The following is a 21423-nucleotide window of genomic DNA, read 5'->3' on the forward strand; positions in this document are numbered from 1 at the left end:
GGCGGGGGGGGCCCCCCGCCCGTCTCCGCGAGGCCGAGCGGCTCGGCTGCGTCGAGGCGCCCCCTCACCCGCCCGGCTTCGCCGGTCGACCTCTCCCCGCGCGCGGGGAGAGGTTAGGCCTTGCTCGGCGCGCACGTCTTCCTGCAAAGTCGACCTACATATGCCCGACTTCGTCCGGCACGTCGTAGAAGGTCGGGTGGCGATAGATCTTGCTCTCGGCGGGCTCGAACAGCATGCCGGATTCGGCGGGATCGCTCGCCGTGATGGCGCTCGACGGCACCACCCAGATCGACAGGCCTTCGCCGCGGCGAGTGTAGACGTCGCGGGCGGCCTGCAGCGCCAGCGTGGCGTCGGCGGCGTGCAGCGAGCCGACGTGCTTGTGTGCGAGGCCGTTGCGGCTGCGGATGAAGACTTCCCACAGCTGCGTGTTCGGCGTGGTCATCAGACTCCTCCCGGAGATATCGAGCCGCGGACGTTTACGCCGCGAGTTTTTTCTTGCGCTTCTCGGCATAAGCCGCCGCCGCTTCACGCACCCAGGCGCCCTGGTCGTGCGCCTTGCGGCGGGCGGCGAGGCGGTCGCGGTTGCAGGGGCCGTTGCCGGCGAGCACCTGCTTGAATTCGTCCCAGTCGATCGTGCCGTACTCCCAATGCCCAGTGTCGACGTTCTTTTTCAGATCGGGATCGGGCAGCGTCAGGCCGAGATAGTGCGCCTGCGGCACGGTGGCATCGACGAATTTCTGGCGCAGCTCGTCGTTGGAGAAGCGCTTGATTTTCCACTTGGTCGAGGTGTCGCTATGCTGGCTGTCGCCGTCGGGCGGGCCGAACATCATCAGGCACGGCCACCACCAGCGGTTCAGCGCATCCTGCGCCATCGCCTTCTGCTCGGCCGAGCCCTTGGCCAGAGTCAGCATGATCTCGTAACCCTGGCGCTGGTGGAACGACTCCTCCTTGCAGACGCGGATCATCGCGCGCGCATAGGGGCCGTAGGAACAGCGGCACAGCGGGATCTGGTTCATGATCGCGGCCCCGTCGACCAGCCAGCCGATCGCGCCGATATCCGCCCAAGTCAGCGTCGGATAGTTGAAGATCGACGAGTACTTCGCCTTGCCGCTCAGCATCTGATCGACCAGCTCTTCGCGCGAGCTACCGAGCGTCTCGGCGGCGGCGTAGAGATACAGGCCGTGGCCGCACTCGTCCTGCACCTTGGCGAGCAGCGCCGCCTTGCGGCGAAGCGTCGGCGCGCGGGTGATCCAGTTGCCTTCCGGCAGCATGCCGACGATCTCGGAATGGGCGTGCTGCGAGATCTGCCGCGTCAGCGTCTTGCGATAGGCGGCCGGCATCCAGTCGTTCGGCTCGATCCGCTCTTCGGCGTCGATCCGCTGCTGGAACCGCGCGGCGCGGCCGGCGTCCTCGAGGTTGCGATCCTCGGCTTCGGTGGTGTTGAGCGCCTGTGTGTACATGGCGGACCTCGGCGTTCCTCGTTGCCCGAGCCCTGCAGCCCGGCCTTGTTGGAAATATAATTGACCAATTGGACGGTCAATGCAAGTGTCGGAACCGCATCATCCGCAGCGCGCGCCGGCGCGCCGCGCTGCCACGAGTTTGCCTCAGGGAATTTGCGCATCATGGCTCGCACGCGAGCGACCGACTACGATCAGAAACGCCTCGGCATCCTGGCGCGTTCCGCGAAACTGTTCGCCGAGCACGGCTACACCGGCACATCGATCACCATGATCGCCGACGCTTGCGGCGTCTCCAAGGCGCTGATGTACCACTACTACCGCTCCAAGGACGCGGTGCTGTTCGACCTGCTGGCCGATCATCTGCAGCATCTCGTGAGCGTGGTCGAGGAAGCGGCGCAGCAGGCCGAACCGGCCGAGCGACTGTTCGCCATCTCGGCAGCGTTGCTCGAAGCCTATCGCGGCGCCGATGCCGAGCATCAGGTACAAATCTCCAGCCTCAAGCTGCTGCCGGCCGAGCAGCAGGACGAACTCAAGGCGCTGGAGCGCCGGCTGGTGGTGCTGATGTCGGACGCGATCGCCGCGGCGATTCCCGCAGCCGCTGCCAAGCCGCAGTTGCTCAAGCCGCTGACGATGTCGCTGTTCGGCATGCTGAACTGGCACTATCTTTGGTTCCGCGAAGGCAAGGGCCTGTCCCGCGAAGCCTACGCGCAAATGGCGACGACGCTGATGATCGCCGGCGCCGAGCAGGCGATTGCGGCGGTGGACGGTGGGGCCGACAAGCCGGCGAAGGTGGCGCGGAAGAAGAGCGATGCGCCGGTCGCGCTGGCGCGGCGGGCGTAAGGGCGATCGGCTGCTCCGCGACGAAAGCAGCCACCGGCGGCAAATACAAACTACACGTTCGTCATTCCGGGGCGCTGACGCAGTCAGCGAGCCCGGAATCCATATGCCGCAGCATCGGCTTTTTGGCGGGCGCGGAGAGACCTTCGCGCTGATCGCTGAGCACAGGGGCTATGGATTCCGGGCTCGCGCTACGCGCGCCCCGGAATGACGCATGGAGAGATTTCCGCTGAGCGAGCAGCCTTAGCCCGCGGCGATACACGAGGGTCTCAACAGTTCGTGCCTCAAGCATCACCAAAAAAATAGGCCCGCGTGAGCGGGCCTGAGGACTCGGGAGGTTCAGCGTGGATCGGCTCAGGCCGACTTGCTGAAAGTCTTGCTCAGATTGTCCTGCGCGGACTTGGCGGTGTCGGCGGCCAACCGGCTGAAATATTCGGTGGCCGACTTGGCGCGAGACACCAGCACTTCGCCGTGCGAGCGAACCAGATCCGACTGGATCTGCACAGCTTCGTTGATCGACTTCGCCGAAGCGAGTTTGTCGATGCCGGCGAAGAAGGCCTGGGTGTCGTGGTGGATCGCCTGCTGGATGTTGCGGGTGATCCGCGCCGCTTCGGTGACCGAATTGGCGACCGCCTCTTCCAGAGTCGCAGTCAGCTTCTCTGAGCCGGCGTGCAGATCGGCAGCCTTTTCCTTGGCGGTGCCGGCAGCGCGCTTGACGAAGTCGCGGGTGGCTTCCGGAACTTCCAAGTTCTGGAAGCTCTTGAACGCATCGGTCACCGGCGCGAACGCCTGCTTGACCTGATCGAACGCGGCTTCGTGGTTGTCGGTGTGCGTGTCAGTCATCGGGTGTCTCCATCCTCGTGTGAGCTATGGTCCTGCCCCGTCCGGGAGCGGCCCGGGACACCCTCAATATGGCATCACCAATGCTGCATTGCAACATTAATTGTGCAATGCAGCATTGCCATTCTGGCTAAATGATTGATTCTGCAGCCCAAGACTGTGGCTAGACCGCCTGAGCGAACTGCCAGCTTCGCCGGGTCAACTCACTTCACCCGCGACGGTTTCGTCCCGGACGATCCGGCACCGCCCTCTCCGACAGCCGCCACCAGCCGGTCGAGCTTGGCCTCGATTGCAGCCAAACGGGCCTCGAAGTCGTCCATCTGCGCTCGCGTCGGCAGATTGAGGCCGGCCAGATACTGCTCGACCATCGTGCCGAACTGCTTCTGCGCCTCGGCGGTGGCGCCGCTCACCTGCCCGACCGCCTTGGCGATTTCAGGCGAGGCCATCGCCTGGTTGGCGAGTGTGGTGAAGCCCTTGCTCATCTCGCCGAGCATCGCCTGCCAGGCCGCCGCCGGGTCGTTGTCCTTGTCGCCCATGATGATCCCTCCTCTTGATTTCGATGCGGGCCGCCGCGGAGCTCGCTTAGCGGCCTGCTGGCGCATAGGCCAGCGCGAACGGACCGCTGCGGGCGAACGGCGCGAACTCGCCTTCGGGCTGCGCCAGCCGGTCGGCGATCGCCCACAGCACCGCGGCGTTGACCGTCAGACCGATATGGCTCGCCAATACCACTTCGATGTTCTCGGCGGTCGGCGACGGCCGCAGCCGCGACGTGCGCCAGTTCACGATGCCGTCGGTGCGCGAATAGATCGAGGTGGTCGGCACCGGCATGTCGCCGGCCAGAGCCTGCAAATCCTCGAGCCGGACGCCGTCCAGCTCTTCGCCCGACAGTTTCTCATAGACGCGCCGCGCATTGGTGGCGGTGATGTCGCCGGAGAATGGGCTGCCGAGCGTGACGACGCTGCGGATCGTCTGCGGTGCGTGCAGCGCGAGGTCACGCGCATAGATGCCGCCGAGGCTCCATCCCACCAGGCTGACCCTGCGGCCTGTCTCGGCGTGGACCTTCTCCAGCCGTCGCCGCACCCGGTCGCGCATCCGATAGACGCCGCCGAGATTGCGGCCGAGCTCCCACGCGAACGGCTCGTAGCCGAGATAGCGCAGATAGCGCCGCAGCGGCGCGGTCGACAAATCGCTGGCCAGCAGGCCCGGCAGCACCAGCACCGGATGGCCGTCGCCCTTGGCCGCCTGCATCAGGAGCGGCGACAGCAGCACACTGGCGTTGAATTCGAGCAGGCTGCGCGCCTCCGCGAGCAACAGCGCGAGGCTCGGCGGACGCAAGCGATCGTGAGCGTTCGCGCGGTCGTCAGCCGGCATGCAGCCTCCTCGCGGCTCCTTACTTCTTGTCCTTCGTCAAGGTGCTGCCGAGGCCAGCCATCGTGACGAACATTTCCTGGAAGCGTTCGGCAATCTTCGGATCGAAGGTGAACCAGCTCTGCACCAAGGCCTCCGGCGACACCTTCTCGATGTTCGACATCATCTGTTGCTGAAGCTTGTCCATCACCGCGTTCTGCATCGGCTGCACGTTCGGCAGGCCGAAAAAGGCCCGTGCTTCATCGGGGGTGCAATCGATCTCGACGTTGACTTTCATGGCCGCTCCAGACTCTTGCAGTAACGCGTGTCGACGATGCGAACCGTTTTCGGCTTCGCGCGAAACGCTAAGGGGACGTCCCAGCGACGCCCCATGGAGCATCCTGAACACCGCCAGTATCGCCGCGACTGGCAGTGCGATGCAAGCAATCCGAATTGTGGCCTGCGCGCCTCAACCGAAACGTTCGAGTGCAAACGGCGTGGGATCAGCGAACGGCTCCACGCCGGTCATCATGTCGGCGAGCAGCCGCCCCGTCACCGGGCCGAGCGTCAGGCCGTGATGCTGATGGCCGAAATCGAACCACAGACCTTCGTGGCGCGGCGCCTTGCCGATCACCGGCAGCATGTCGGGCAGGCACGGCCGCGCGCCCATCCAGGGCTGAGCTTCGATCGCGGCGCCGAGCGGAAACAGATCACGCGCGAGCGCACGCGCGCGCGTCACCTGCACCGGCGTCGGCGGTGCATCACGACGCGCGAACTCCGCGCCCGTGGTCAGGCGGATGCCGCGATTCATCGGCGCCAGCAAGTAGCCGCGATCGGCGTCGAGCACCGGATGCTGCAGCACCGCGTTGCCATGCGGCGTGAAGTGCTGGTGATAACCGCGCTTGACGCCAAGCGGGATGCGATAGCCGAGCGGTTTGAACACCAGATCCGACCACGGTCCGAGCGTCACCACCACTTCGCGCGCGGTGACGACGCCGTCGTCGGTGGTCACCCGCCAGCCGCCGCTTTGCTGATGCAGCGTGTGCGCGTCGCCGCGCAGGAAGCGGCCCCCCTTGCGCGCGAACAGCGCCGCATAGGCTTTCACCAGCGCGCCGGGATCAGGAATAAAGCCGGGCTCGAGCCAATGAATCGCACCGGCAAATCGCCCCATCAGGTTCGGCTCGCGCGCTGCAATCGCCGCATCGTCGAGCACGTCGGCAGTCACGCCGAAGCGCTTCACGCTGTCGAGTTCGGCAACGCTCTTGCCGAACGACTGCTCGGTGCGGAACAGCTTGATCCAGCCGGTCTTGCGCAACAGCTCCGGCACCCCGGCCTCCGCGATCAGCGCCTCGTGCTCGGCGAGACTCTGCCGGATCAGCGGCAGCGCCGCCTTGGCGATGCGCGCCGCGGACTCCGGCGACGATGCCATGAAATAGCGCACCAGCCACGGCCCGAATTCCGGCAGGCCCGACAGATGATAGTGCACGTCCGCCGAGCGATTGAGCGCGTAGCGCAGCAGATGCCCGAGATCGCGAGGGAAAAGATAAGGCTGCACCGAGGCGACCTCGATCAGCCCGGCATTGCCGTAGCTGGTCTCGTCGCCGGCCGCCGCGTTGCGATCGACCAGCACCACGTCGCGGCCACGCTGCTGCAGATGCAACGCCGCGCTGACGCCGACAATGCCGGCGCCGAGCACCAGAACATCAGTCTCGTGTTTCATGGAAGGTGAGCTAAGCAGACCTTCGCGATTCCGCAAACAGCAGACGGCGGCCGGACTGCCAGATTTGCATATGTGCGACGATCGACCCCGGCTTGTCGCGCGCCATGTCGCCAGAAAGTTGCAACTGAAGTCGGCATCGAGCGTCGTACGATCATCGAAGCGTCACACATAAGGGGATGCACGATGTGCGCGATAAAATCGGGCAATCAGTATCTGCACATGATGTCGACATCTGCCGCAAACGCGATCACGTGCGGCCACCGTGTCACTGCGCGACCTGAGCGCGGCTGGCCGCATTGAATGTAGGCAAAACGAAAATGGCCGGGACGATGCCCGGCCATATCGTGGTTTCGCGGATCGACGTGAAGCCGACGATCAGGTCGGCTTCAGTGACGGCGAAGCGTGCTCCATCTCGTAGTCTTCGATCTGCTTGGTCCGCTCCGACTCGGCGGCTGCGCGATGGTCGGTGCCGATCGCCACATAGACCGCCGGCAACACGAACAGCGTGAACAGCGTGCCGATCATCATGCCGGACACCACCACGAGGCCGATCGAGAACCGGCTCGCGGCGCCGGCGCCGGACGCGGTGAGCAGCGGCAGCAGGCCGGTGACCATCGCCGCCGTGGTCATCAGGATCGGCCGCAGCCGCACCCGCGCTGCCTGTTCGATCGCGGTGCGCTTGTCGAGCGCCTCCTTGATCTGCAGTTCGCGCGCGAACTCGACCATCAGGATGCCGTGCTTGCTGATCAGCCCGACCAGCGTCAGCAGGCCGACCTGGGTGTAGATGTTGATCGTCGCGGCGCCGAAGAACAGCGGGATCAGCGCGCCGCAGATCGCCATCGGCACCGTGATCATGATCACCAGCGGGTCGCGTAACGATTCGAACTGCGCGGCGAGCACCAGGAAGATGATGATCAGCGCGAAGCCGAAGGTGATGGCGAGCTGATTGCCCTCCTGCACATATTGCCGCGCGTCGGCCAGATAGTCGTGGCCGAACCCGGTCGGCAGGTTCTTCGCCTGCGTCTCGAGGAAGTCCACGGCTTGGCCCACAGTGACGCCCGGCATCGGCACCGCCTGGAAGGTGGCGGAGTTGAGCTGGTTGTAGTGCGACAGCGCATTCGGGTCGGTGGCTGTCTCGATCGACACCAGAGTCGATAGCGGGATCTGCTTACCCGATGCACTCGCCACATAGTAACCGTCGAGCGACTGCGGCGTCAGGCGATCGATGCGGGGCACCTGCGGGATAACCTGATACGATCGGCCTTCCAGATTGAAGCGGTTGACGTAGTTGCCGCCGAGCAGCGTCGCCAGCGTCGAGCCGAGGCGCTGCATGTTGACGCCGAGATCGCTCGCCTTGGTGCGATCGATCGTCACCCGAACCACCGGCTGGTTGAAATCGAGGTCGCTGTCGCTGACGATGAACAGGCCGCTCTTGCGGGCCGCGTCCTTGAGCTTGACCATCTCTTCATAGACGGCGCGGAAGCCGGCGGTGGAGTTGATCACCATCTGGATCGGTAGACCGCCCGGCCCGCCCGGCAGCGGCGGCAGGTTGAAGGCGAAAGCGTTGACACCTTCAATCTTGCTGAGCTCGGCCTGCACCAGCGGCTTCAGCTTCATGGCGCTGCGCGTACGCTCGTCCCAGGGCTTGAGCAGCATGCCGGCGATGCCGTTGTTCGGGCCGTTGGTGCCGTTCAGGATGAAACGCAGATCGGTCTCGGGGAATTGCGCATAGGCCTTGTCGAGCTTCTCGCCATAGAAATTCGAGTAGTCGATGTTGGCGTATTTCGGCCCCTTGGTCACCGCGAACACGATGCCCTGATCTTCTTCAGGCGCCAGCTCCTTCGCGGTGTTCATATACATGAAGCCGACGAGGCCGAGAATCACGACGGCGAACAGCGCGGTGATCGGCCGATAGTCGAGCGAGCGGTCGAGCTGACGGCCGTACCAGCGGGTGACCGAGCCGAACACGGAGTCGACCTTGCGGGCGAACCAGCCTTGGCTCTCCTGATGCTTGAGCAGCACCGAGCACATCATCGGCGACAGTGTCAGCGCGATGATGCCCGAGACGATCACCGAGCCGGCCAGCGTGAACGCGAATTCGCGGAACAGCGCGCCGGTGAGACCGCCGAGGAAGCCGATCGGCGCGTACACCGCGGCCAGCGTAATGGTCATCGAGATCACCGGCCCGACGATCTCTCGGGCGCCGATCAAGGAGGCCTGGACCGGACTCTTCCCCTCCTCCAAATGCCGATGGATGTTCTCCACCACCACGATGGCGTCGTCGACCACCAGACCGATCGCTAGCACCATTGCCAGCAGCGTCAGCAGGTTGATCGAGAAGCCGAGCGCCAGCATCGCCGTGCACACGCCGATCAGCGACAGCGGGATCGTAACCACCGGGATGATCACGGAGCGGAGCGAGGCCAGGAACAGGAAGATCACCACGATGACGATGCCGACGGCTTCGATCAGCGTCTTCTCCACTTCGTCGATCGACGAGCGGATGAACTTGGTCGAGTCGTAAGCGACCTTCATGGTCATCGACGGCGGCAGGTTGCGCTCGAGTTCGGGGAACAGCGCGCGGACGCCGGTGACGATGTTGAGCGGGTTGCCCTGCGGCGTCGCCTGCACGCCAATGAAGATCGCGCGCTCTCCGGAGAACGCCACGCTGCTGTCGGTGCTCTGCGCGGCCAATTCAACGGTGGCGACGTCCTCCATGCGCACGAAGCCGCCACCTTGCGCCTTGACGATCATGCGTTTGAACTGATCGACGTTTTGCAGGTCGGTGTTGGTCGTGATGTTGGAGACGGTCAGATAGCCCTTGGTCTGACCGGCCGCGGCCTGGAAGTTGTTGGCCGCGATCGCCGCGGAGATGTCGGAAGCCGCCACCCCGCGGCCGGCCATCCGCACCGGATCGAGCCAGATGCGCATCGCGAAGGTCTGACCGCCGAGAATATCGGCGGATGCCACGCCGTCGACGGTCGACAGCACCGGCTGCACCACGCGCGTCAGATAGTCGGAGATCGCCGAGCCGGACAGTTCGTTGCTGGCGAAGCCGATATACATCACCGCCGTGGTCTGGCCGGTGGATTTGACGATCACCGGGTCGTTGGCTTCCTTCGGGATCAAGTATTTGACCGAGTTCACCTTCGCCAGAACCTCGGTGAGCGCCTGATTGGGATCGAAGTTCAGCTTGACGTAGACGGTGATCAGGCTCTGGCCCTGGGTCGAGGACGAGGTGATGTAGTCGACGCCTTCAGCCGACGCGACCGCCTGTTCCAGCGGCGTCGTGATGAAGCCCTGCATCAGGTCCGGCGACGCGCCCGGATAGGTCGTGGTGATGGTCACCACGGTATTGGACAGTTTGGGATACTGCCGGATCGGCAGCGTCATCGCCGCGCGAAAGCCGATCAGCAGGATCAGCATGCTGACCACGAGCGACAGCACCGGCCGCTTGATGAAGATATCGGTGATGACCATCCGGACGCTCCGTGGCGCACTCCTCGCGCGCCGTGCGCAGCGAATGTGCGGTTGATCAGTAAATCCCGGACGGCGACGATCGCCGGCCGGACCTGTTCATGCGAGCAGAGGCGCGCCCGAGGGCGCCGCCTGCCCTTTGGCTCAGTAGCGCGGCGGCGTCGCCGGAGTCGGCGGCAGCGGATCCTTGGAGATCGCCACGGCGGCGCCCGACTGCAGCTTGAGCTGGCCGACTGCCACGACGCGATCACCGGCCTTCACGCCGCTGAGGATCACCGCACGTCCGCCGATCCGCTCGCCGGTGCGCACGAAAGTTCGCACCGCGGTGAGATTGGTCTTGCCGTCCTGAGCCTTCTCCTCGTGGATCAGGTAGACGGAGTCGCCGTACAGCGTGTAGTCGACCGCGGTCTCCGGCACCGTGATCACCGCCGGCTTGTCCGGCAACACCACTGTGGTGGTGGCGAACATGCCCGGCCGCAGCACGTGGTCCGGATTGTCGAGCGTGGCCTGCACCTTGATGTTGCGGGTGTCGGCCGAGATCTGCGGCTCGATCGTCGTGATCTTGCCTTCGAACTGACGGGTCGGATAGGCGTCCACCTTGAGCCGCACGGTCTGGCCGACCTTCAGCGTACCGGAGTCCTTTTCCGTCACGGTGAAGTTGGCGAAGATCTGCGACAGGTTGGTCAGCGAGACGATCTGGGTGCCGGCCGTGAGGTACTGGCCGACTTCGACCTGACGGACGCCGAGCACGCCGTCGAACGGCGCGCGCACCAGCTTCTGCGAGATGATCGCTTCGGTCTTGGCGATGCCGGCATTGGCCTGGTCGAACGAGGCCTGGGCCTGGTCGACCGTCGCCTGCGGGCCGAACTGGCGCGCGGCGAGCTGTTTGGCGCGGTCGAGCGACAGCTCGGCGACCTTGGCCTGGGCCTTGTAGTTGGCGAGATCGCCCTGATCCGGAGCATCGTAGAGCTGGACCAGGGGCGCGCCCTTGTCCACCTGCGAGCCCGCCTCGAACATGATCGCGGTGATGCGGCCCGACACGTCGGAGGTGACGTTGACCTGATGCACCGCGGCGAGATCGCCGACCGCGGTCAGCAGATTGGGCACGACCTCGGACTTCGCCTCGGCGACCGACACCGTGATCGGCGGCGGTTTGTTGTTGGCGAAGAACTGCGCGATCATGTGGTTGCGGAAGGCGTTGAAGCCGACGATACCGCCGACCAGCAGCGCCAGAAGCAATCCGACGATGATGAACCAGCGGATCGGGCGCGTCGGCTTTGGCCGCGGCTTTTCAGGGGCCGACCGCGCCGCGGGCGGGGTGTCTGTGGCAACCGTCATCTTGTGCACTCTCTGTCGTTTTCCGCGCGCGCCGGACCGGGCGACAATTCGCGATCCAGATGGGCGGCAATTACGGCTTCGTTCAGTCCAATACCACGTAAAATGTACTCACACGTCTGACGCTCGAAATCCGGAGCGCCTCCATAGGTCAGGCTGGGGAGCTCGGGCAAGCGGGCCAGCGCCACCATCAGCACCGTCTGATGGGCGAGCCAGAACAAATTCATCGGGTCGGACCCGACCCGGGCAGCCTCTCCCACCGCCACCGCGCGATCCAGCGAAGCGGCAAACTGCGGCCCGATCAGGCCGGCGATCTTCTCGAACACCAGCCGGGCGAATTCGCCGTCCTCGAGCTGGCTGGTGATCAGCAGCCGCAGCCGCTGAGCTTCTTCCTGGTCCGGCTGATCCGAAACATGCAGGAAATGTGCGACGAGATTTCGAACCAGCACAACCAGTGTTTCGGTCGACGCCGGCAGATCGAGCAGATCGGCCAGCGCCGGGTCGGCCTCGCATTCCTGAGCGAGAATCTCGGCGTAGAGCGCCGATTTGCTCGGAAAATGCTTGAACAGCAACCCTTCCGAGATCGATGCGGCAGCAGCGACGCTCTTGGTGGTGGTCCCGGCAAACCCGTTTCGGGCAAAACACCGCTTGGCTGCGCCAAGGATCAATTCCCGGCGCAAATCTCGCGTCATCCGCAATGAGTTCATTGTTGTGAGTAGGCACTCACCAGCCCGATTGTCAATTGGCTCGGCTCCGATCCACCAGATCGTGAGGCTGAAATTGACTGACAGTTGCAATTTGGCCAGCCGAACCCGCCCGCCGTCCCGACCGCGGCCCAATGGCTCTGGCTGTCGGCTGGCAAACCGGTATCCCCTTCGGGACCAAAACCCTCTACAAGAGGGAAAAACGAGACCCCGATGGAAACGACCTCAAGCGAGCTGGCGACGGCGTTCGAGATCGAGCGGCTGACGCCTGAATTCTATGCCGATCCCTACCCGACCTATCGGGCGCTGCGCGCGCATCAGCCGGTCAAGCGGCTGCGCAATGGCGGCTATTTCCTGACCCGCTACGACGATCTGGTCGCGGTTTACAAGAACACCACGCTGTTCTCGTCCGACAAGCAGCGCGAATTTGCACCGAAATACGGCGCCTCGCCGCTGTTCGAGCACCACACCACCAGCCTGGTGTTCAACGATCCGCCGTCGCACACCCGGGTCCGGCGCCTGATCATGGGGGCGCTGTCGCCGCGGGCGATCGCCGGCATGGAGACCGACCTGATAGGGCTGGTGGACCGGCTGCTGGACGCGATGGCGGACAAAAACGAAGTCGACCTGATCGAGGACTTCGCCGCCGCGATCCCGATCGAGGTGATCGGCAACCTGCTCGGAGTGCCGCATGACGAGCGCGGCCCGCTGCGCGACTGGTCGCTGGCGATCCTCGGGGCCTTGGAGCCGGTGATCGGCGCGGACGCGTTCGCGCGTGGCAACGACGCGGTGCGCGACTTCCTCGCCTATCTCGAGACCCTGATCGCGCGGCGCCGTGCCGCACCCGGCGATCCGGAGCGCGACGTGCTGACGCGGCTGATCCAGGGCGACGGCAGCGGCGAGCAGCTGTCGTCGAAGGAGTTGCTGCATAATTGCATTTTCCTGCTCAACGCCGGCCACGAGACCACTACCAATCTGATCGGCAACGGGCTGGTGGCGCTCGATACCCATCCCGCCGAGAAGCAGCGGCTGATCGCCGATCCGGGCCTGACCCGGACCGCGGTCGAGGAAATCCTGCGCTATGAAAGCTCCAACCAGCTCGGCAACCGCATCACCACGGCCGAGGTCGAGATCGGCGGCGTGGTCATGCCGGTCAACACCTCGCTGACGCTGTGCATCGGCGCCGCCAACCGCGATCCGGCGCAGTTTCCAGATCCGGACCGCTTCGATGTCGGGCGGACGCCGAACCGCCACCTCGCCTTCGCCACCGGGCCGCATCAGTGCGCCGGCATGGCGCTGGCGCGGCTCGAAGGCACGATCGCGCTGCGCCGTTTCCTGGCGCGCTTCCCCGGCTACGTGATCAGCGGGACGCCGGCGCGCGGCGGCCGGGCGCGGTTTCGCGGCTTCCTGCGCGTCCCGAGCCGGCTCGCCGCCTGACCGGCCAGATCAATCGTGCGCCGGCTGCACCAGTAGCGTCGGGATATGGCAGGTGCCGCTGCGCACGGTGACGACCCGTGTGCCCGGCCGGCGACCGGCGCGCGGCTCGGTCACGGTGAGGCCGGCCTCGACCAGGCGGGCGCGGGTGGCGTCGAGATCATCGACCCGCCAGCCGATCCCCCACAGCTTGTCGTGCTCGGCGTCGGAGCCCGCCACCGGCCGGTGCACGACCTCGATATTGAGCTCGCCACAACGGAAGAACATCAGGCGCCCCCATTCGTGGTGCGACCGGTCGAGCACCATATCGAGCCCGAGCCGGGCGCCATACAGCGCCGCCGCGCGCTCCGGATCGCTGGTGGAGATCACCAGATGATCCATCGCCACGATCGGCGCTGGCGCGGTCGGCTCCGAGCGCGGCCGTTCGGCGCCGAGCTCGAGAAAGAACATCCGCACGCCCCGGGTCATGCCGGTGGCGGCGCGCGTCCTCTTCCAGGCCAGCGTCGCACCGGTTTGCGTATCGCGCCGCTCGACCTCGGCGACCGGGTCCGGCTGAAGCGCCACGCGCTCGAGGCGGCGCTGCATCCGGTCGATGTCCGCGACGCGGAAGCACAGGCTGGCCAGTCCCTCGCCCTGCAGTTTGATGACGGTGCGGACCCGGTCGGCATTGCCGCCGCTGCCGGCCGGCGCCATCAGTTCGAGCGACATATTGTCCAGGGTGAACAATACGTTTTCCGTGCCCTCGTCGGCGCTGCGCCATGACGGCGCGCGGCCGAGCAAGGTCTGATAGGCGGCGACCGCCGCCGGCAGGTCGCTGACCAGAACGACCAGATGGTCGATCGCGGTGATCACCCGGCCCCGGACCGCGGATCCTCCGTCGCCGGCCTCGCGCTGTTCGCTGCTCATGGCAACATCCTCGCCTGTCTGTCGGTCGAACGCGCCGGGCGGGTCGTACCGCCGGTCACATCACCGCCTCTGCGCGACTCGCTGCTCCGTGTCGCCCCCCGGCGCGACCATCGGATATTCGTGGCGCATTGCCCACCTCGTCCGATACCCGGTCACGCACTCGCCGTGCAGCCTATCCGGCGGCTCGACATCGCTCAGCGTTGTCTTCTCCCTGCGACACTCCGCCCGGAACAACAGCCGAGCGCGCGTCGTTGGGATTGGATTTAAGCGGAAGGCCTCTCGCTTCCGTTCCGCGGCTGCGGAAAATTTTAGCCGATGCACTGCAACAACCAGATGCTATGGTTTGCAAGTCGGGTCAGGCCTCGCAGCACGGGACACTCATGGACGCACTCTTTATCGGACAGACCTATATCGACGTCACGTTCATCACCGACCACCTGCCCACCGGCGACGAAAAACACGTGGCGTCCGACTACGCGGTTTCGTTCGGCGGCAATGCGGTGACGGCGGCGTTCTGCTGCGCCAAGCTCGGCATCGTTCCCGACCTGATCGCCACCGTCGCCAACGACTGGCTCGGCCGGATGTTTCAGGACATGACCGCGAAGTACGGAATCTCCGTGCATCCGCGCAAGGTCGCGACCTCCTCGCTGTCCTTCATCATGCCGAAGGACGGCAAGCGCGCCATCGTCCGCTGCCGCGACGACGAGCACATCCATCCGTTTCCGGTGCTCAACCTCGGCAACTGCCGCGCGCTGCATGTCGACGGCCATCAACCGGATGCCGCCATCCACTACGCCAAGCTGTGCCGCGAGGCCGGCATCCTGACCTCGCTCGACGGCGGCGGCCTGCGCACCAACACCCACGAGCTTCTGGAATTCATCGACGTCGCGATCGTCGCCGAGCGGCTGTGCGAGCAGATGCACATGACGCCGGAGAAGATGCTCGACTACTTGAAGTCGCGCGGCTGCAAGATCGGCGGCGTCACCCAGGGCGAGCGCGGCCTATTGTGGTACGACGAAGGCGGCACCGTGCGTACCCAGCCGGCCTTCCCGATTCCGCGCGACCGCGTCATCGACACCAACGGCGCCGGCGACGTCTTCCACGGCGCCTACGTGTTCTCGTATCTGCACAGCCCGGACAAGACCTGGCAGCACCACTTCGAATTCGCCCGCGCCGCCTCGACCTTCAAGATTCAGCGGCTGGGCAACGAAGCGGGACTGCCAACCGTTGCGGACATTCAAGCGGTGCAGCGTGAATTCGCCGCGATGGCGTAAGGTGGCTGCGCCTGCCCGTTAGCTCGACGCATAAGCCTCGCACGTCATGCACGGGCTTGTGCCGGGCATCCACGCCTTGCAGCATTCGAGGGCCGAAGGCGTGGATGGCCGGGACGCGCCCGGCCAGGACGAAGGAACTATCAGCCGTCATTGCAAGGAGCGCAGCGACGAAGCAATCCATCTCCGTGCACGGAGATGGATTGCTTCGCTTCGCTCGTAATGACGGAGAGGCCGATGGCGACTACGCCATCGCCTTCTTCAGATCGAAGCTGACATCCACCGCCTGCTCCGGCGTGATCGATTTGCCGAGCGGCAGGATCTTGCGGCCGAACACGTGGTCGGCGGCGCGGTTGACGGATTCGATGCCGATCAGTTGGCCGTCCTTGTAGCAGAACGCCGAGAACGAACGCTCGGCGACGCTGCCGCGGACCACGACCTGATCGAAGCCGGCGGTGAGGCCGGCGATCTGCAGCTTGTCGTCGCCTTGATCCGACCAGAACCACGGATAGCCGTCATAGGCTTTGGTGTCGCCGGTGAGCCGCGCGGCGACGCATCGGGCCTGGTCGGTGGCGTTCTGCACCGACTCCAGCCGCATCACTTCGCCGAACCGCACGCTGTTGAACAGCGAGCAGTCACCGATCGCCGAGATGTTCGAATCTTCGGTCAAGAGGTTCTCGTCGACGATGACGCCCGATGCTGTCGGCAATCCTGCTGCGGCGGCGAGCTCGACGTTCGGAATGACACCGACGCCGACCACGACGAGATCGGCCGGCAGCGTGCGGCCGTCGCTGAGCGCCACGCCGGTGACGCGGCCGTCCTCGCCTGCGATCTCCGTGGCCCGCACGCCGTAGTGGATGCGAATGCCTGCCGCAGTGTGGCGATCGTGGAAGTAGCTGGAGATCTCCGGCGTCACGGCGCGCGCCATCACCCGCGGCGCCAATTCGACGACATCGACCTCCATACCCTTACCGCGCGCGGTGGCGGCGAATTCCAGGCCGATGAAGCCGGCGCCGATCACCACCACCTGCTTCTTGTTCGGCACGCGCTGGCGCACCTGCTCGCTTTCGTCGAGCGTGCGCAGATACAGCACATCCTCGAGCGTCGCGTTGGGCACGTCGAGCTGCCGGTTGCGCGCGCCGGTGGCGAGCACCAGATGGCCGTACTCCATCTTCTCGCCCGAGCCGAGCAGCAGCGTCTTGGCACCGCGATCGATCGCAACCGCGCGATCGGAGATCAGCTCGATGGTCTGATCCTGGAAGAACTTCTCCGGGCGAAACATCAGCGACGCCGGATCGCCGCCGCTCTTGAGATACGCCTTGGACAGCGGCGGCCGCTGATACGGCAGGTGCTTCTCGTCGTTGATCAACACGACGCGACCGGTGTACTTGGCTTGGCGCAGCGAAACCGCGACCTGAAAGCCGGCGTGCCCGGCTCCAACAATCAACACCGTGTCATTCATCGCATCTCTCGTATCGTTTGGGCTCGGCGCGCCGCGCGTCGATGGACTTGGAAACCCGATCTGGATCGCGGCAGCCTCTAGCACAAAGCGGCGCGGCTGGTCAGCTTTCCGGGAGGCAGGCTTAGACTAAAGAAACGGCACCCAGCCGCCTCAATAGACCGGCGGCGTGAGATCGAAGACGTCGCGCCGAGCGTCGTCCAGGATGTCCAGTTCCAGCGTGTCGATCAACAGCGGACCGCGCCGGCGCTCGACCTCGCCGACCTTCTCGATCCGGGCGAAGGTCGCCTTCAGGCCTGGATGGGCGGCGGCGTTGGTCTCGCCCACCAGCAGCAGCTTGCCGGCCAGTTGCTCGGCCGTCGGCGGCTGCTCCTGAAGCCAGCGGAAACGCTCGTTGCGCTGCACCACGCAGGTGCCCTTCGGCAGATAGAAGGCGAGCCAGGCCGTGTTGCCGTAATCATCGGCCATCACGCAGGTCGCGCCGGTCTTTTCGCGCACCGCGGCGATCTCGGCAGCGATCTGCGGAAAGCCGACGCCGACGGCGCGCACGCTGGCGTCGCGGCGATAGCCGGTGAGCACGCCGGTGTTGGCCTGCACCACCACCAGCACGAACATCAGCACCCCGACCGGCACCGCCCAGCGCATGCAGAACCGGACGACGCGCTGCGCCCGCGGTCCCCACGTGGCCAGCCCGGCCGCGACCGCGCCGGCCACCGCAAAGGCGGGATACAGCGCGCCGAGCCAATTGCCCTCGACGCGGTCGTGAGTGGCCTGCCAGGCGAAGTACAGCGCGATGGTCCAGACGATTGAGCTGACCAGTACGCGCGCGCCGGAGGCTCCCGCCCCTCGCGCCAGCGCGTACAGTCCCATCAGGCCGAGGATGTAGGCGAGCGGCGTGGAGAGGACGAACTGGGTCGGCACCAGTTCGAGCAGATAGCCCGGATTGAAGCCCTCGACCTGGGCGCGACGGAATTGCTTGATAAAGGAAATCCACTGGTGATCGGCGTTCCAGATCACCACCGGCGCAAACAGCGCGAAGGCGATCAGTCCGCCGAGATACGGCCACGGCGTCAGCAGCCAACGGCGCAGCTTGGGTACCCACAACAGCCAGATCAGGATCGCGGGGCCGAAGAACAGCGCCGTGTATTTCGACAACAGCGCGGCGCCGACGGCAACGCCGACCGCCAGCCACCACACACCCTTCCCGGACGACAGCACCTGAGCGAGGGTGTAGAGCACGAAACTGGCCGCGACCAACAACGGAGCGTCCGGGGTCACGATCACGGTGCCGATCGACACCATCATGGTGGCGTTGAGAAGAAGCGTCGCATTCGCCGCCAGACGCTGGCCGCCGAACAGCAACTCCGCCGAGCGCCACGTCGCCCAGCTCATCGGCAGCGCCAGCAGCACTGAGAACAGCCGAACGCCGAGTTCGGTATCACCGGCGATCAGCGTCCCGGCGCGGATGACGAGCGCGACCATTGGCGGATGATCGAAGTAGGACAGCGCGAGATGCTTCGACCAGGTCCAGTAATAGGCCTCGTCGAACGTCAGCGGCGTAATCGCAGCGGCGATCAGGCGCAGCGCCACCATCGCGACGACGGCGAGCGCCGTAGCGCGGGTGACGTCCCGCGGCGCAATCGGCATCGCGAACGTCAACGCTTGCGCCAGACGAACAGGCCCGACATCGCGTAGTTCCAGACCACGCCCATCAGCGCGCCCGCTGCGCCGGCCAGCCACCAGGTGATGTGCTCGTTGTAAACCGCGAAGGCGACCCCGACATTGGCCAGCAACCCGACGCTGCACACCAGATAGAACAGCAGCAGACCGCGCAGGATCGCGAAGCCCTTCAGTCGCTGATCGCGATAGGTCAGAAAGTTGTTGAGGATGAAGTTGCTGGTCATCGCCACCAGAGCGGCGATCGCCTGCGCTTCGGCGAACGGCTGGTCGAAGACTTTCAGGACGACGAACAGCGTCAGGAAGTGCACGAATACGCCGGTCGAGCCGACCAGCGCGAACAGGATGAAGCGCAGCGACAGGATGTCGTTGCTGTACTTCGCCAGCACCAGCCCGAGGAAATCGAGTGCCACCATCGAGTCCAGCTTGCTTTCGCCGTGCAGGCGCGAGCCGAAGGTGTAGGGCACCTCGACGGCGCGCAGGCTGCCGCGGCCGGTGGCGACGACGTCGAGCAGGATCTTGAAGCCCTGGGTGGAGAGCTGCGGCGCGAGCTGTTCGAAGCGATCGCGGCGGATCATGAAGAAGCCGCTCATCGGATCGGCGATCTCGACCTTCAACACCTGCCGCGCCAGGGTGGTAGCGAGGGCGCTGAAGCCCGCGCGCTGCTTGTCGAAGCTGTCGGCGCTGCCGCCCTCGATATAACGGCTGCCGACCACGAGGTCCGCCGATCCGCTTTCGAGCAAGGCCAGCATCTGGGCGAGGCGCGTCTCGTCGTGCTGCAGGTCGGCGTCCATCACGGCGGCGAACGGCGCACTGGCGGCGAGGATGCCCTCGATGCACGCGCCCGCCAGACCGCGTCGCCCGATCCGCCGGATGCAGCGCACCCGCGGCTCGCGCGACGCCAGTTCGCGCACGACCTGCCAGGTCCCGTCTGGAGAATTGTCGTCGACGTAGATGACTTCCCAGGCGATGCCACCGAGCGCCGTTTCCAGTTTACGGAACAACGGCTCGATATTGTCGCGCTCGTTGAAGGTCGGCACGACGACGCTCAGCTGGAGCGCCGGGGATGGCTGCGCGCGAGTTTCTGCAACCGCTGGGCTGGCTTGGGTCATGGCGCCAGCGTATATCGAGGCCCATGGACGCTGCCAAGGCGCGTTCCGTTACAAATCCGAAGGACAATCGGGAAGCGGGTGGAAACGATGCGGCCAGTGGCCCATTGGACCCACCGACGACCAGCCAGTGCGGGCCGGTCAAACGTTAACGACCACGAACAACAGGTGCGCGTACATCCGGCGCTCCCTACTATTCTGTGGCCGTTCGGCGGGCGGTGCGTGACGGGTTGCCAGCAGCACCATCGCCGTTGAAACCAAGATAGGTGCGGCCCTGGCTGTGCGCAAGAGGGAAACCGGAATGAAAAGCAAGGCAGGCGACATCCGCATCGGCATCGGCGGCTGGACCTTCGAGCCGTGGCGCGGCGTGTTCTATCCCGACAAACTGCCGCAACGGCGCGAGCTGGAATACGCCGCCTCGAAGCTGACCTCGATCGAGATCAACGGCACCTTCTATGGCTCGCAGAAGCCCGAAAGCTTCCGCAAATGGGCCAGCGAGGTGCCGGATGGTTTCGTGTTTTCGCTGAAGGGCCCGCGCTTCGCCACCAACCGCAAGGTGCTGGCCGAAGCGGGCGACAGCATCAAGCGGTTCTACGATTCCGGTGTGCTCGAACTCGGCGACCGGCTCGGGCCGGTGCTGTGGCAATTCGCTCCGACCAAGAAATTCGACCCGTTCGATTTCGGCGCGTTTCTGGCGTTGCTACCGCGTACGATCGATGGCCGGGCGCTGCGCCATGTCGTCGAGGTGCGGCACGACAGCTTCTGCACGCCGGAGTTCATTGCCCTGCTCCGCGAGCACGACATCCCGCCGGTGTACTCCGAGCATGCGACCTATCCGGAGATCGCCGACGTGGTCGGCGACTTCGTCTATGCCCGGCTGCAGAAGGGCAAGGACGATATCGCGACCGGCTACCCGCCGAAGGCACTGGCGGCCTGGGCCAAACGGCTGGAGACCTGGGCGAACGGCGGCGAACCGGACGATCTGCCAAAGGTCGGCACCGGACACGCGAAGAAACAAAAGCGCGACGTGTTCGCCTACGTGATTCACGAAGGCAAGGTCCGCGCCCCCGCCGCCGCGATGGAACTGATCCGGCTGGTCGGACACAGCTGAAGAACCAACCGCGGGCGGTCTACCGTGCGGCCGCGCTCCGCGGCAAGCTGTCGCTCACCACTCTCGCTTGCGCCGGATCAATCGCACCGCTCTCACCCGCTGATACGGTCCTGCCACATCACGGTATGGGAAAGTGGCGATGGATAAACTCGACTTCATGAACGGCCAGATCAAGGGACTGCTCAACTTTGCAAACGCCGTGATCAAGGCTCATCCGGCGCCCGAGAAACTGCGCCATCACTTCGAGACGCTCGCCCGCGCCCAACCGAATTCGCCCGAAGGCCTGTCGCTATCGGAAGCCTATGTCGACGGTATGCACGACATCGACCGCAAGATCGCAGTGGCGCTCGAACACGCAATCGCGACAGCGCAACGCTGACAGAGCGGCGTGGAAGCACTACCGACGGACGAGCGTTATCGTCCAGTGCAAGACGGCGCTTCACGTTTGCTGACCGTATGGTGACGCGCGACTTGACGTCGTGACGTCAGCGCCTTCACCGATTGATCGCCTGCATGTCAGGGATTTGCACGACGTTTTCAGCTCGCAGAGGTGACGGGATAAGGCCTACTGATACGCAGCATCGTTGTCACTAGACAAGTAATAACACCGCTGTTCTAATCCACGCGGTTTCTGACCAAGTTATTGCGTTCAGGATGAGTTGCGGTGCGTTGCGTGAGTTGGGTGCGCGTGTTGGGCGTGGCCGCGGTCGTTTCGACCGACGCATTCGCTACGCTT

The 21423-nt window shown here is 65.2% G+C and carries 19 protein-coding genes; 5 read left to right on the top strand and 14 right to left on the bottom strand.

Annotated features, from left to right (window positions below):
* Positions 1–154 precede the first annotated feature (154 nt).
* Entirely contained in the window at positions 155–442 is a 288-nt protein-coding gene (gene paaB, locus ACOJTD_RS26755; RefSeq protein ID WP_378388376.1) for a 1,2-phenylacetyl-CoA epoxidase subunit PaaB, read from the bottom strand.
* A gap of 34 nt (positions 443–476) precedes the next feature.
* On the bottom strand, positions 477–1460 hold the full coding sequence (gene paaA / locus ACOJTD_RS26760) for a 1,2-phenylacetyl-CoA epoxidase subunit PaaA (protein WP_420135872.1): 984 nt from the start codon (positions 1458–1460) through the stop codon (positions 477–479).
* Between the two features lie 162 nt (positions 1461–1622).
* Here paaA and ACOJTD_RS26765 point away from each other — a divergent pair, with 162 nt between their 5' ends.
* Positions 1623–2300, top strand: a complete 678-nt coding sequence (locus ACOJTD_RS26765; RefSeq protein WP_420135873.1) for a TetR/AcrR family transcriptional regulator — start codon at positions 1623–1625, stop codon at positions 2298–2300.
* Positions 2301–2651: 351 nt separating this feature from the next.
* On the opposite strand, the gene ACOJTD_RS26770 is transcribed toward ACOJTD_RS26765, so the two are convergent.
* From ACOJTD_RS26770 to ACOJTD_RS26805, 8 genes are all read right to left on the bottom strand, one after another.
* Positions 2652–3140: a phasin family protein gene (locus tag ACOJTD_RS26770; RefSeq protein WP_420135874.1), complete on the bottom strand. Its 489-nt coding sequence runs from the start codon at positions 3138–3140 to the stop codon at positions 2652–2654.
* 200 nt (positions 3141–3340) lie between these two features.
* Complete coding sequence (locus ACOJTD_RS26775; RefSeq protein ID WP_420135875.1) at positions 3341–3673, bottom strand: poly(R)-hydroxyalkanoic acid synthase subunit PhaE; 333 nt, start codon at positions 3671–3673, stop codon at positions 3341–3343.
* A 46-nt stretch (positions 3674–3719) separates the two neighbouring features.
* A complete protein-coding gene (locus ACOJTD_RS26780) occupies positions 3720–4508 on the bottom strand; it encodes an alpha/beta hydrolase (protein WP_420135876.1) in 789 nt (262 codons plus the stop codon).
* Between the two features lie 19 nt (positions 4509–4527).
* Positions 4528–4782 (bottom strand): DUF6489 family protein, encoded by a 255-nt coding sequence (locus ACOJTD_RS26785; protein WP_420135877.1) that lies wholly within the window; start codon positions 4780–4782, stop codon positions 4528–4530.
* Positions 4783–4953: 171 nt separating this feature from the next.
* A complete protein-coding gene (locus ACOJTD_RS26790; RefSeq protein WP_420135878.1) occupies positions 4954–6204 on the bottom strand; it encodes an FAD-dependent oxidoreductase in 1251 nt (416 codons plus the stop codon).
* 375 nt (positions 6205–6579) lie between these two features.
* Entirely contained in the window at positions 6580–9684 is a 3105-nt protein-coding gene (locus tag ACOJTD_RS26795; RefSeq protein WP_420135879.1) for a MexW/MexI family multidrug efflux RND transporter permease subunit, read from the bottom strand.
* Between the two features lie 141 nt (positions 9685–9825).
* Positions 9826–11019, bottom strand: coding sequence for an efflux RND transporter periplasmic adaptor subunit (locus ACOJTD_RS26800; RefSeq protein ID WP_420135880.1), 1194 nt, complete (start codon positions 11017–11019; stop codon positions 9826–9828).
* Complete coding sequence (locus tag ACOJTD_RS26805) at positions 11016–11723, bottom strand: TetR/AcrR family transcriptional regulator (RefSeq protein ID WP_420135893.1); 708 nt, start codon at positions 11721–11723, stop codon at positions 11016–11018. The genes ACOJTD_RS26800 and ACOJTD_RS26805 overlap by 4 nt, the downstream gene beginning before the upstream one ends.
* A 210-nt stretch (positions 11724–11933) precedes the next feature.
* Here ACOJTD_RS26805 and ACOJTD_RS26810 point away from each other — a divergent pair, with 210 nt between their 5' ends.
* Positions 11934–13157 carry a cytochrome P450 gene (locus tag ACOJTD_RS26810; RefSeq protein ID WP_420135881.1) on the top strand — a complete coding sequence of 408 codons (1224 nt, stop codon included), beginning with the start codon at positions 11934–11936 and terminating at the stop codon, positions 13155–13157.
* A gap of 9 nt (positions 13158–13166) precedes the next feature.
* Here ACOJTD_RS26810 and ACOJTD_RS26815 read toward each other — a convergent pair whose 3' ends face one another.
* Positions 13167–14006 (bottom strand): VOC family protein, encoded by an 840-nt coding sequence (locus ACOJTD_RS26815; protein WP_420135894.1) that lies wholly within the window; start codon positions 14004–14006, stop codon positions 13167–13169.
* A gap of 434 nt (positions 14007–14440) precedes the next feature.
* Between ACOJTD_RS26815 and ACOJTD_RS26820 the strand changes: the two genes are divergently transcribed.
* A complete protein-coding gene (locus ACOJTD_RS26820) occupies positions 14441–15334 on the top strand; it encodes a sugar kinase (protein WP_420135882.1) in 894 nt (297 codons plus the stop codon).
* A 241-nt stretch (positions 15335–15575) separates the two neighbouring features.
* Here the strand turns inward: ACOJTD_RS26820 and ACOJTD_RS26825 are convergent, their stop codons facing one another.
* The 3 genes from ACOJTD_RS26825 to ACOJTD_RS26835 all read right to left on the bottom strand — a co-directional run bounded on the left by ACOJTD_RS26825 (position 15576) and on the right by ACOJTD_RS26835 (position 19579).
* Positions 15576–16793 (bottom strand): NAD(P)/FAD-dependent oxidoreductase, encoded by a 1218-nt coding sequence (locus tag ACOJTD_RS26825; RefSeq protein ID WP_420135883.1) that lies wholly within the window; start codon positions 16791–16793, stop codon positions 15576–15578.
* Positions 16794–16943: 150 nt separating this feature from the next.
* Entirely contained in the window at positions 16944–18437 is a 1494-nt protein-coding gene (locus ACOJTD_RS26830; protein ID WP_420135895.1) for a glycosyltransferase family 39 protein, read from the bottom strand.
* 8 nt (positions 18438–18445) lie between these two features.
* Positions 18446–19579, bottom strand: coding sequence for a glycosyltransferase (locus tag ACOJTD_RS26835; protein ID WP_420135884.1), 1134 nt, complete (start codon positions 19577–19579; stop codon positions 18446–18448).
* A 298-nt stretch (positions 19580–19877) separates the two neighbouring features.
* Here ACOJTD_RS26835 and ACOJTD_RS26840 point away from each other — a divergent pair, with 298 nt between their 5' ends.
* Complete coding sequence (locus ACOJTD_RS26840) at positions 19878–20687, top strand: DUF72 domain-containing protein (protein ID WP_420135885.1); 810 nt, start codon at positions 19878–19880, stop codon at positions 20685–20687.
* A 139-nt stretch (positions 20688–20826) separates the two neighbouring features.
* Positions 20827–21066 carry a hypothetical protein gene (locus ACOJTD_RS26845; RefSeq protein WP_420135886.1) on the top strand — a complete coding sequence of 80 codons (240 nt, stop codon included), beginning with the start codon at positions 20827–20829 and terminating at the stop codon, positions 21064–21066.
* The last annotated feature ends 357 nt before the right edge of the window (positions 21067–21423 follow it).

The organism is Rhodopseudomonas sp. (genome assembly GCF_048594845.1).
GTDB lineage: Bacteria > Pseudomonadota > Alphaproteobacteria > Rhizobiales > Xanthobacteraceae > Rhodopseudomonas.

Bases quoted from the DNA above. Each gene is read 5' to 3' on its own strand.
- paaB (WP_378388376.1), bottom strand. From the start codon at position 442: ATGACCACGCCGAACACGCAGCTGTGGGAAGTCTTCATCCGCAGCCGC.
- paaA (WP_420135872.1), bottom strand. From the start codon at position 1,460: ATGTACACACAGGCGCTCAACACCACCGAAGCCGAGGATCGCAACCTC.
- ACOJTD_RS26765 (WP_420135873.1), top strand. From the start codon at position 1,623: ATGGCTCGCACGCGAGCGACCGACTACGATCAGAAACGCCTCGGCATC.
- ACOJTD_RS26770 (WP_420135874.1), bottom strand. From the start codon at position 3,140: ATGACTGACACGCACACCGACAACCACGAAGCCGCGTTCGATCAGGTC.
- ACOJTD_RS26775 (WP_420135875.1), bottom strand. From the start codon at position 3,673: ATGGGCGACAAGGACAACGACCCGGCGGCGGCCTGGCAGGCGATGCTC.
- ACOJTD_RS26780 (WP_420135876.1), bottom strand. From the start codon at position 4,508: ATGCCGGCTGACGACCGCGCGAACGCTCACGATCGCTTGCGTCCGCCG.
- ACOJTD_RS26785 (WP_420135877.1), bottom strand. From the start codon at position 4,782: ATGAAAGTCAACGTCGAGATCGATTGCACCCCCGATGAAGCACGGGCC.
- ACOJTD_RS26790 (WP_420135878.1), bottom strand. From the start codon at position 6,204: ATGAAACACGAGACTGATGTTCTGGTGCTCGGCGCCGGCATTGTCGGC.
- ACOJTD_RS26795 (WP_420135879.1), bottom strand. From the start codon at position 9,684: ATGGTCATCACCGATATCTTCATCAAGCGGCCGGTGCTGTCGCTCGTG.
- ACOJTD_RS26800 (WP_420135880.1), bottom strand. From the start codon at position 11,019: ATGACGGTTGCCACAGACACCCCGCCCGCGGCGCGGTCGGCCCCTGAA.
- ACOJTD_RS26805 (WP_420135893.1), bottom strand. From the start codon at position 11,723: ATGAACTCATTGCGGATGACGCGAGATTTGCGCCGGGAATTGATCCTT.
- ACOJTD_RS26810 (WP_420135881.1), top strand. From the start codon at position 11,934: ATGGAAACGACCTCAAGCGAGCTGGCGACGGCGTTCGAGATCGAGCGG.
- ACOJTD_RS26820 (WP_420135882.1), top strand. From the start codon at position 14,441: ATGGACGCACTCTTTATCGGACAGACCTATATCGACGTCACGTTCATC.
- ACOJTD_RS26825 (WP_420135883.1), bottom strand. From the start codon at position 16,793: ATGAATGACACGGTGTTGATTGTTGGAGCCGGGCACGCCGGCTTTCAG.
- ACOJTD_RS26830 (WP_420135895.1), bottom strand. From the start codon at position 18,437: ATGCCGATTGCGCCGCGGGACGTCACCCGCGCTACGGCGCTCGCCGTC.
- ACOJTD_RS26835 (WP_420135884.1), bottom strand. From the start codon at position 19,579: ATGACCCAAGCCAGCCCAGCGGTTGCAGAAACTCGCGCGCAGCCATCC.
- ACOJTD_RS26840 (WP_420135885.1), top strand. From the start codon at position 19,878: ATGAAAAGCAAGGCAGGCGACATCCGCATCGGCATCGGCGGCTGGACC.
- ACOJTD_RS26845 (WP_420135886.1), top strand. From the start codon at position 20,827: ATGGATAAACTCGACTTCATGAACGGCCAGATCAAGGGACTGCTCAAC.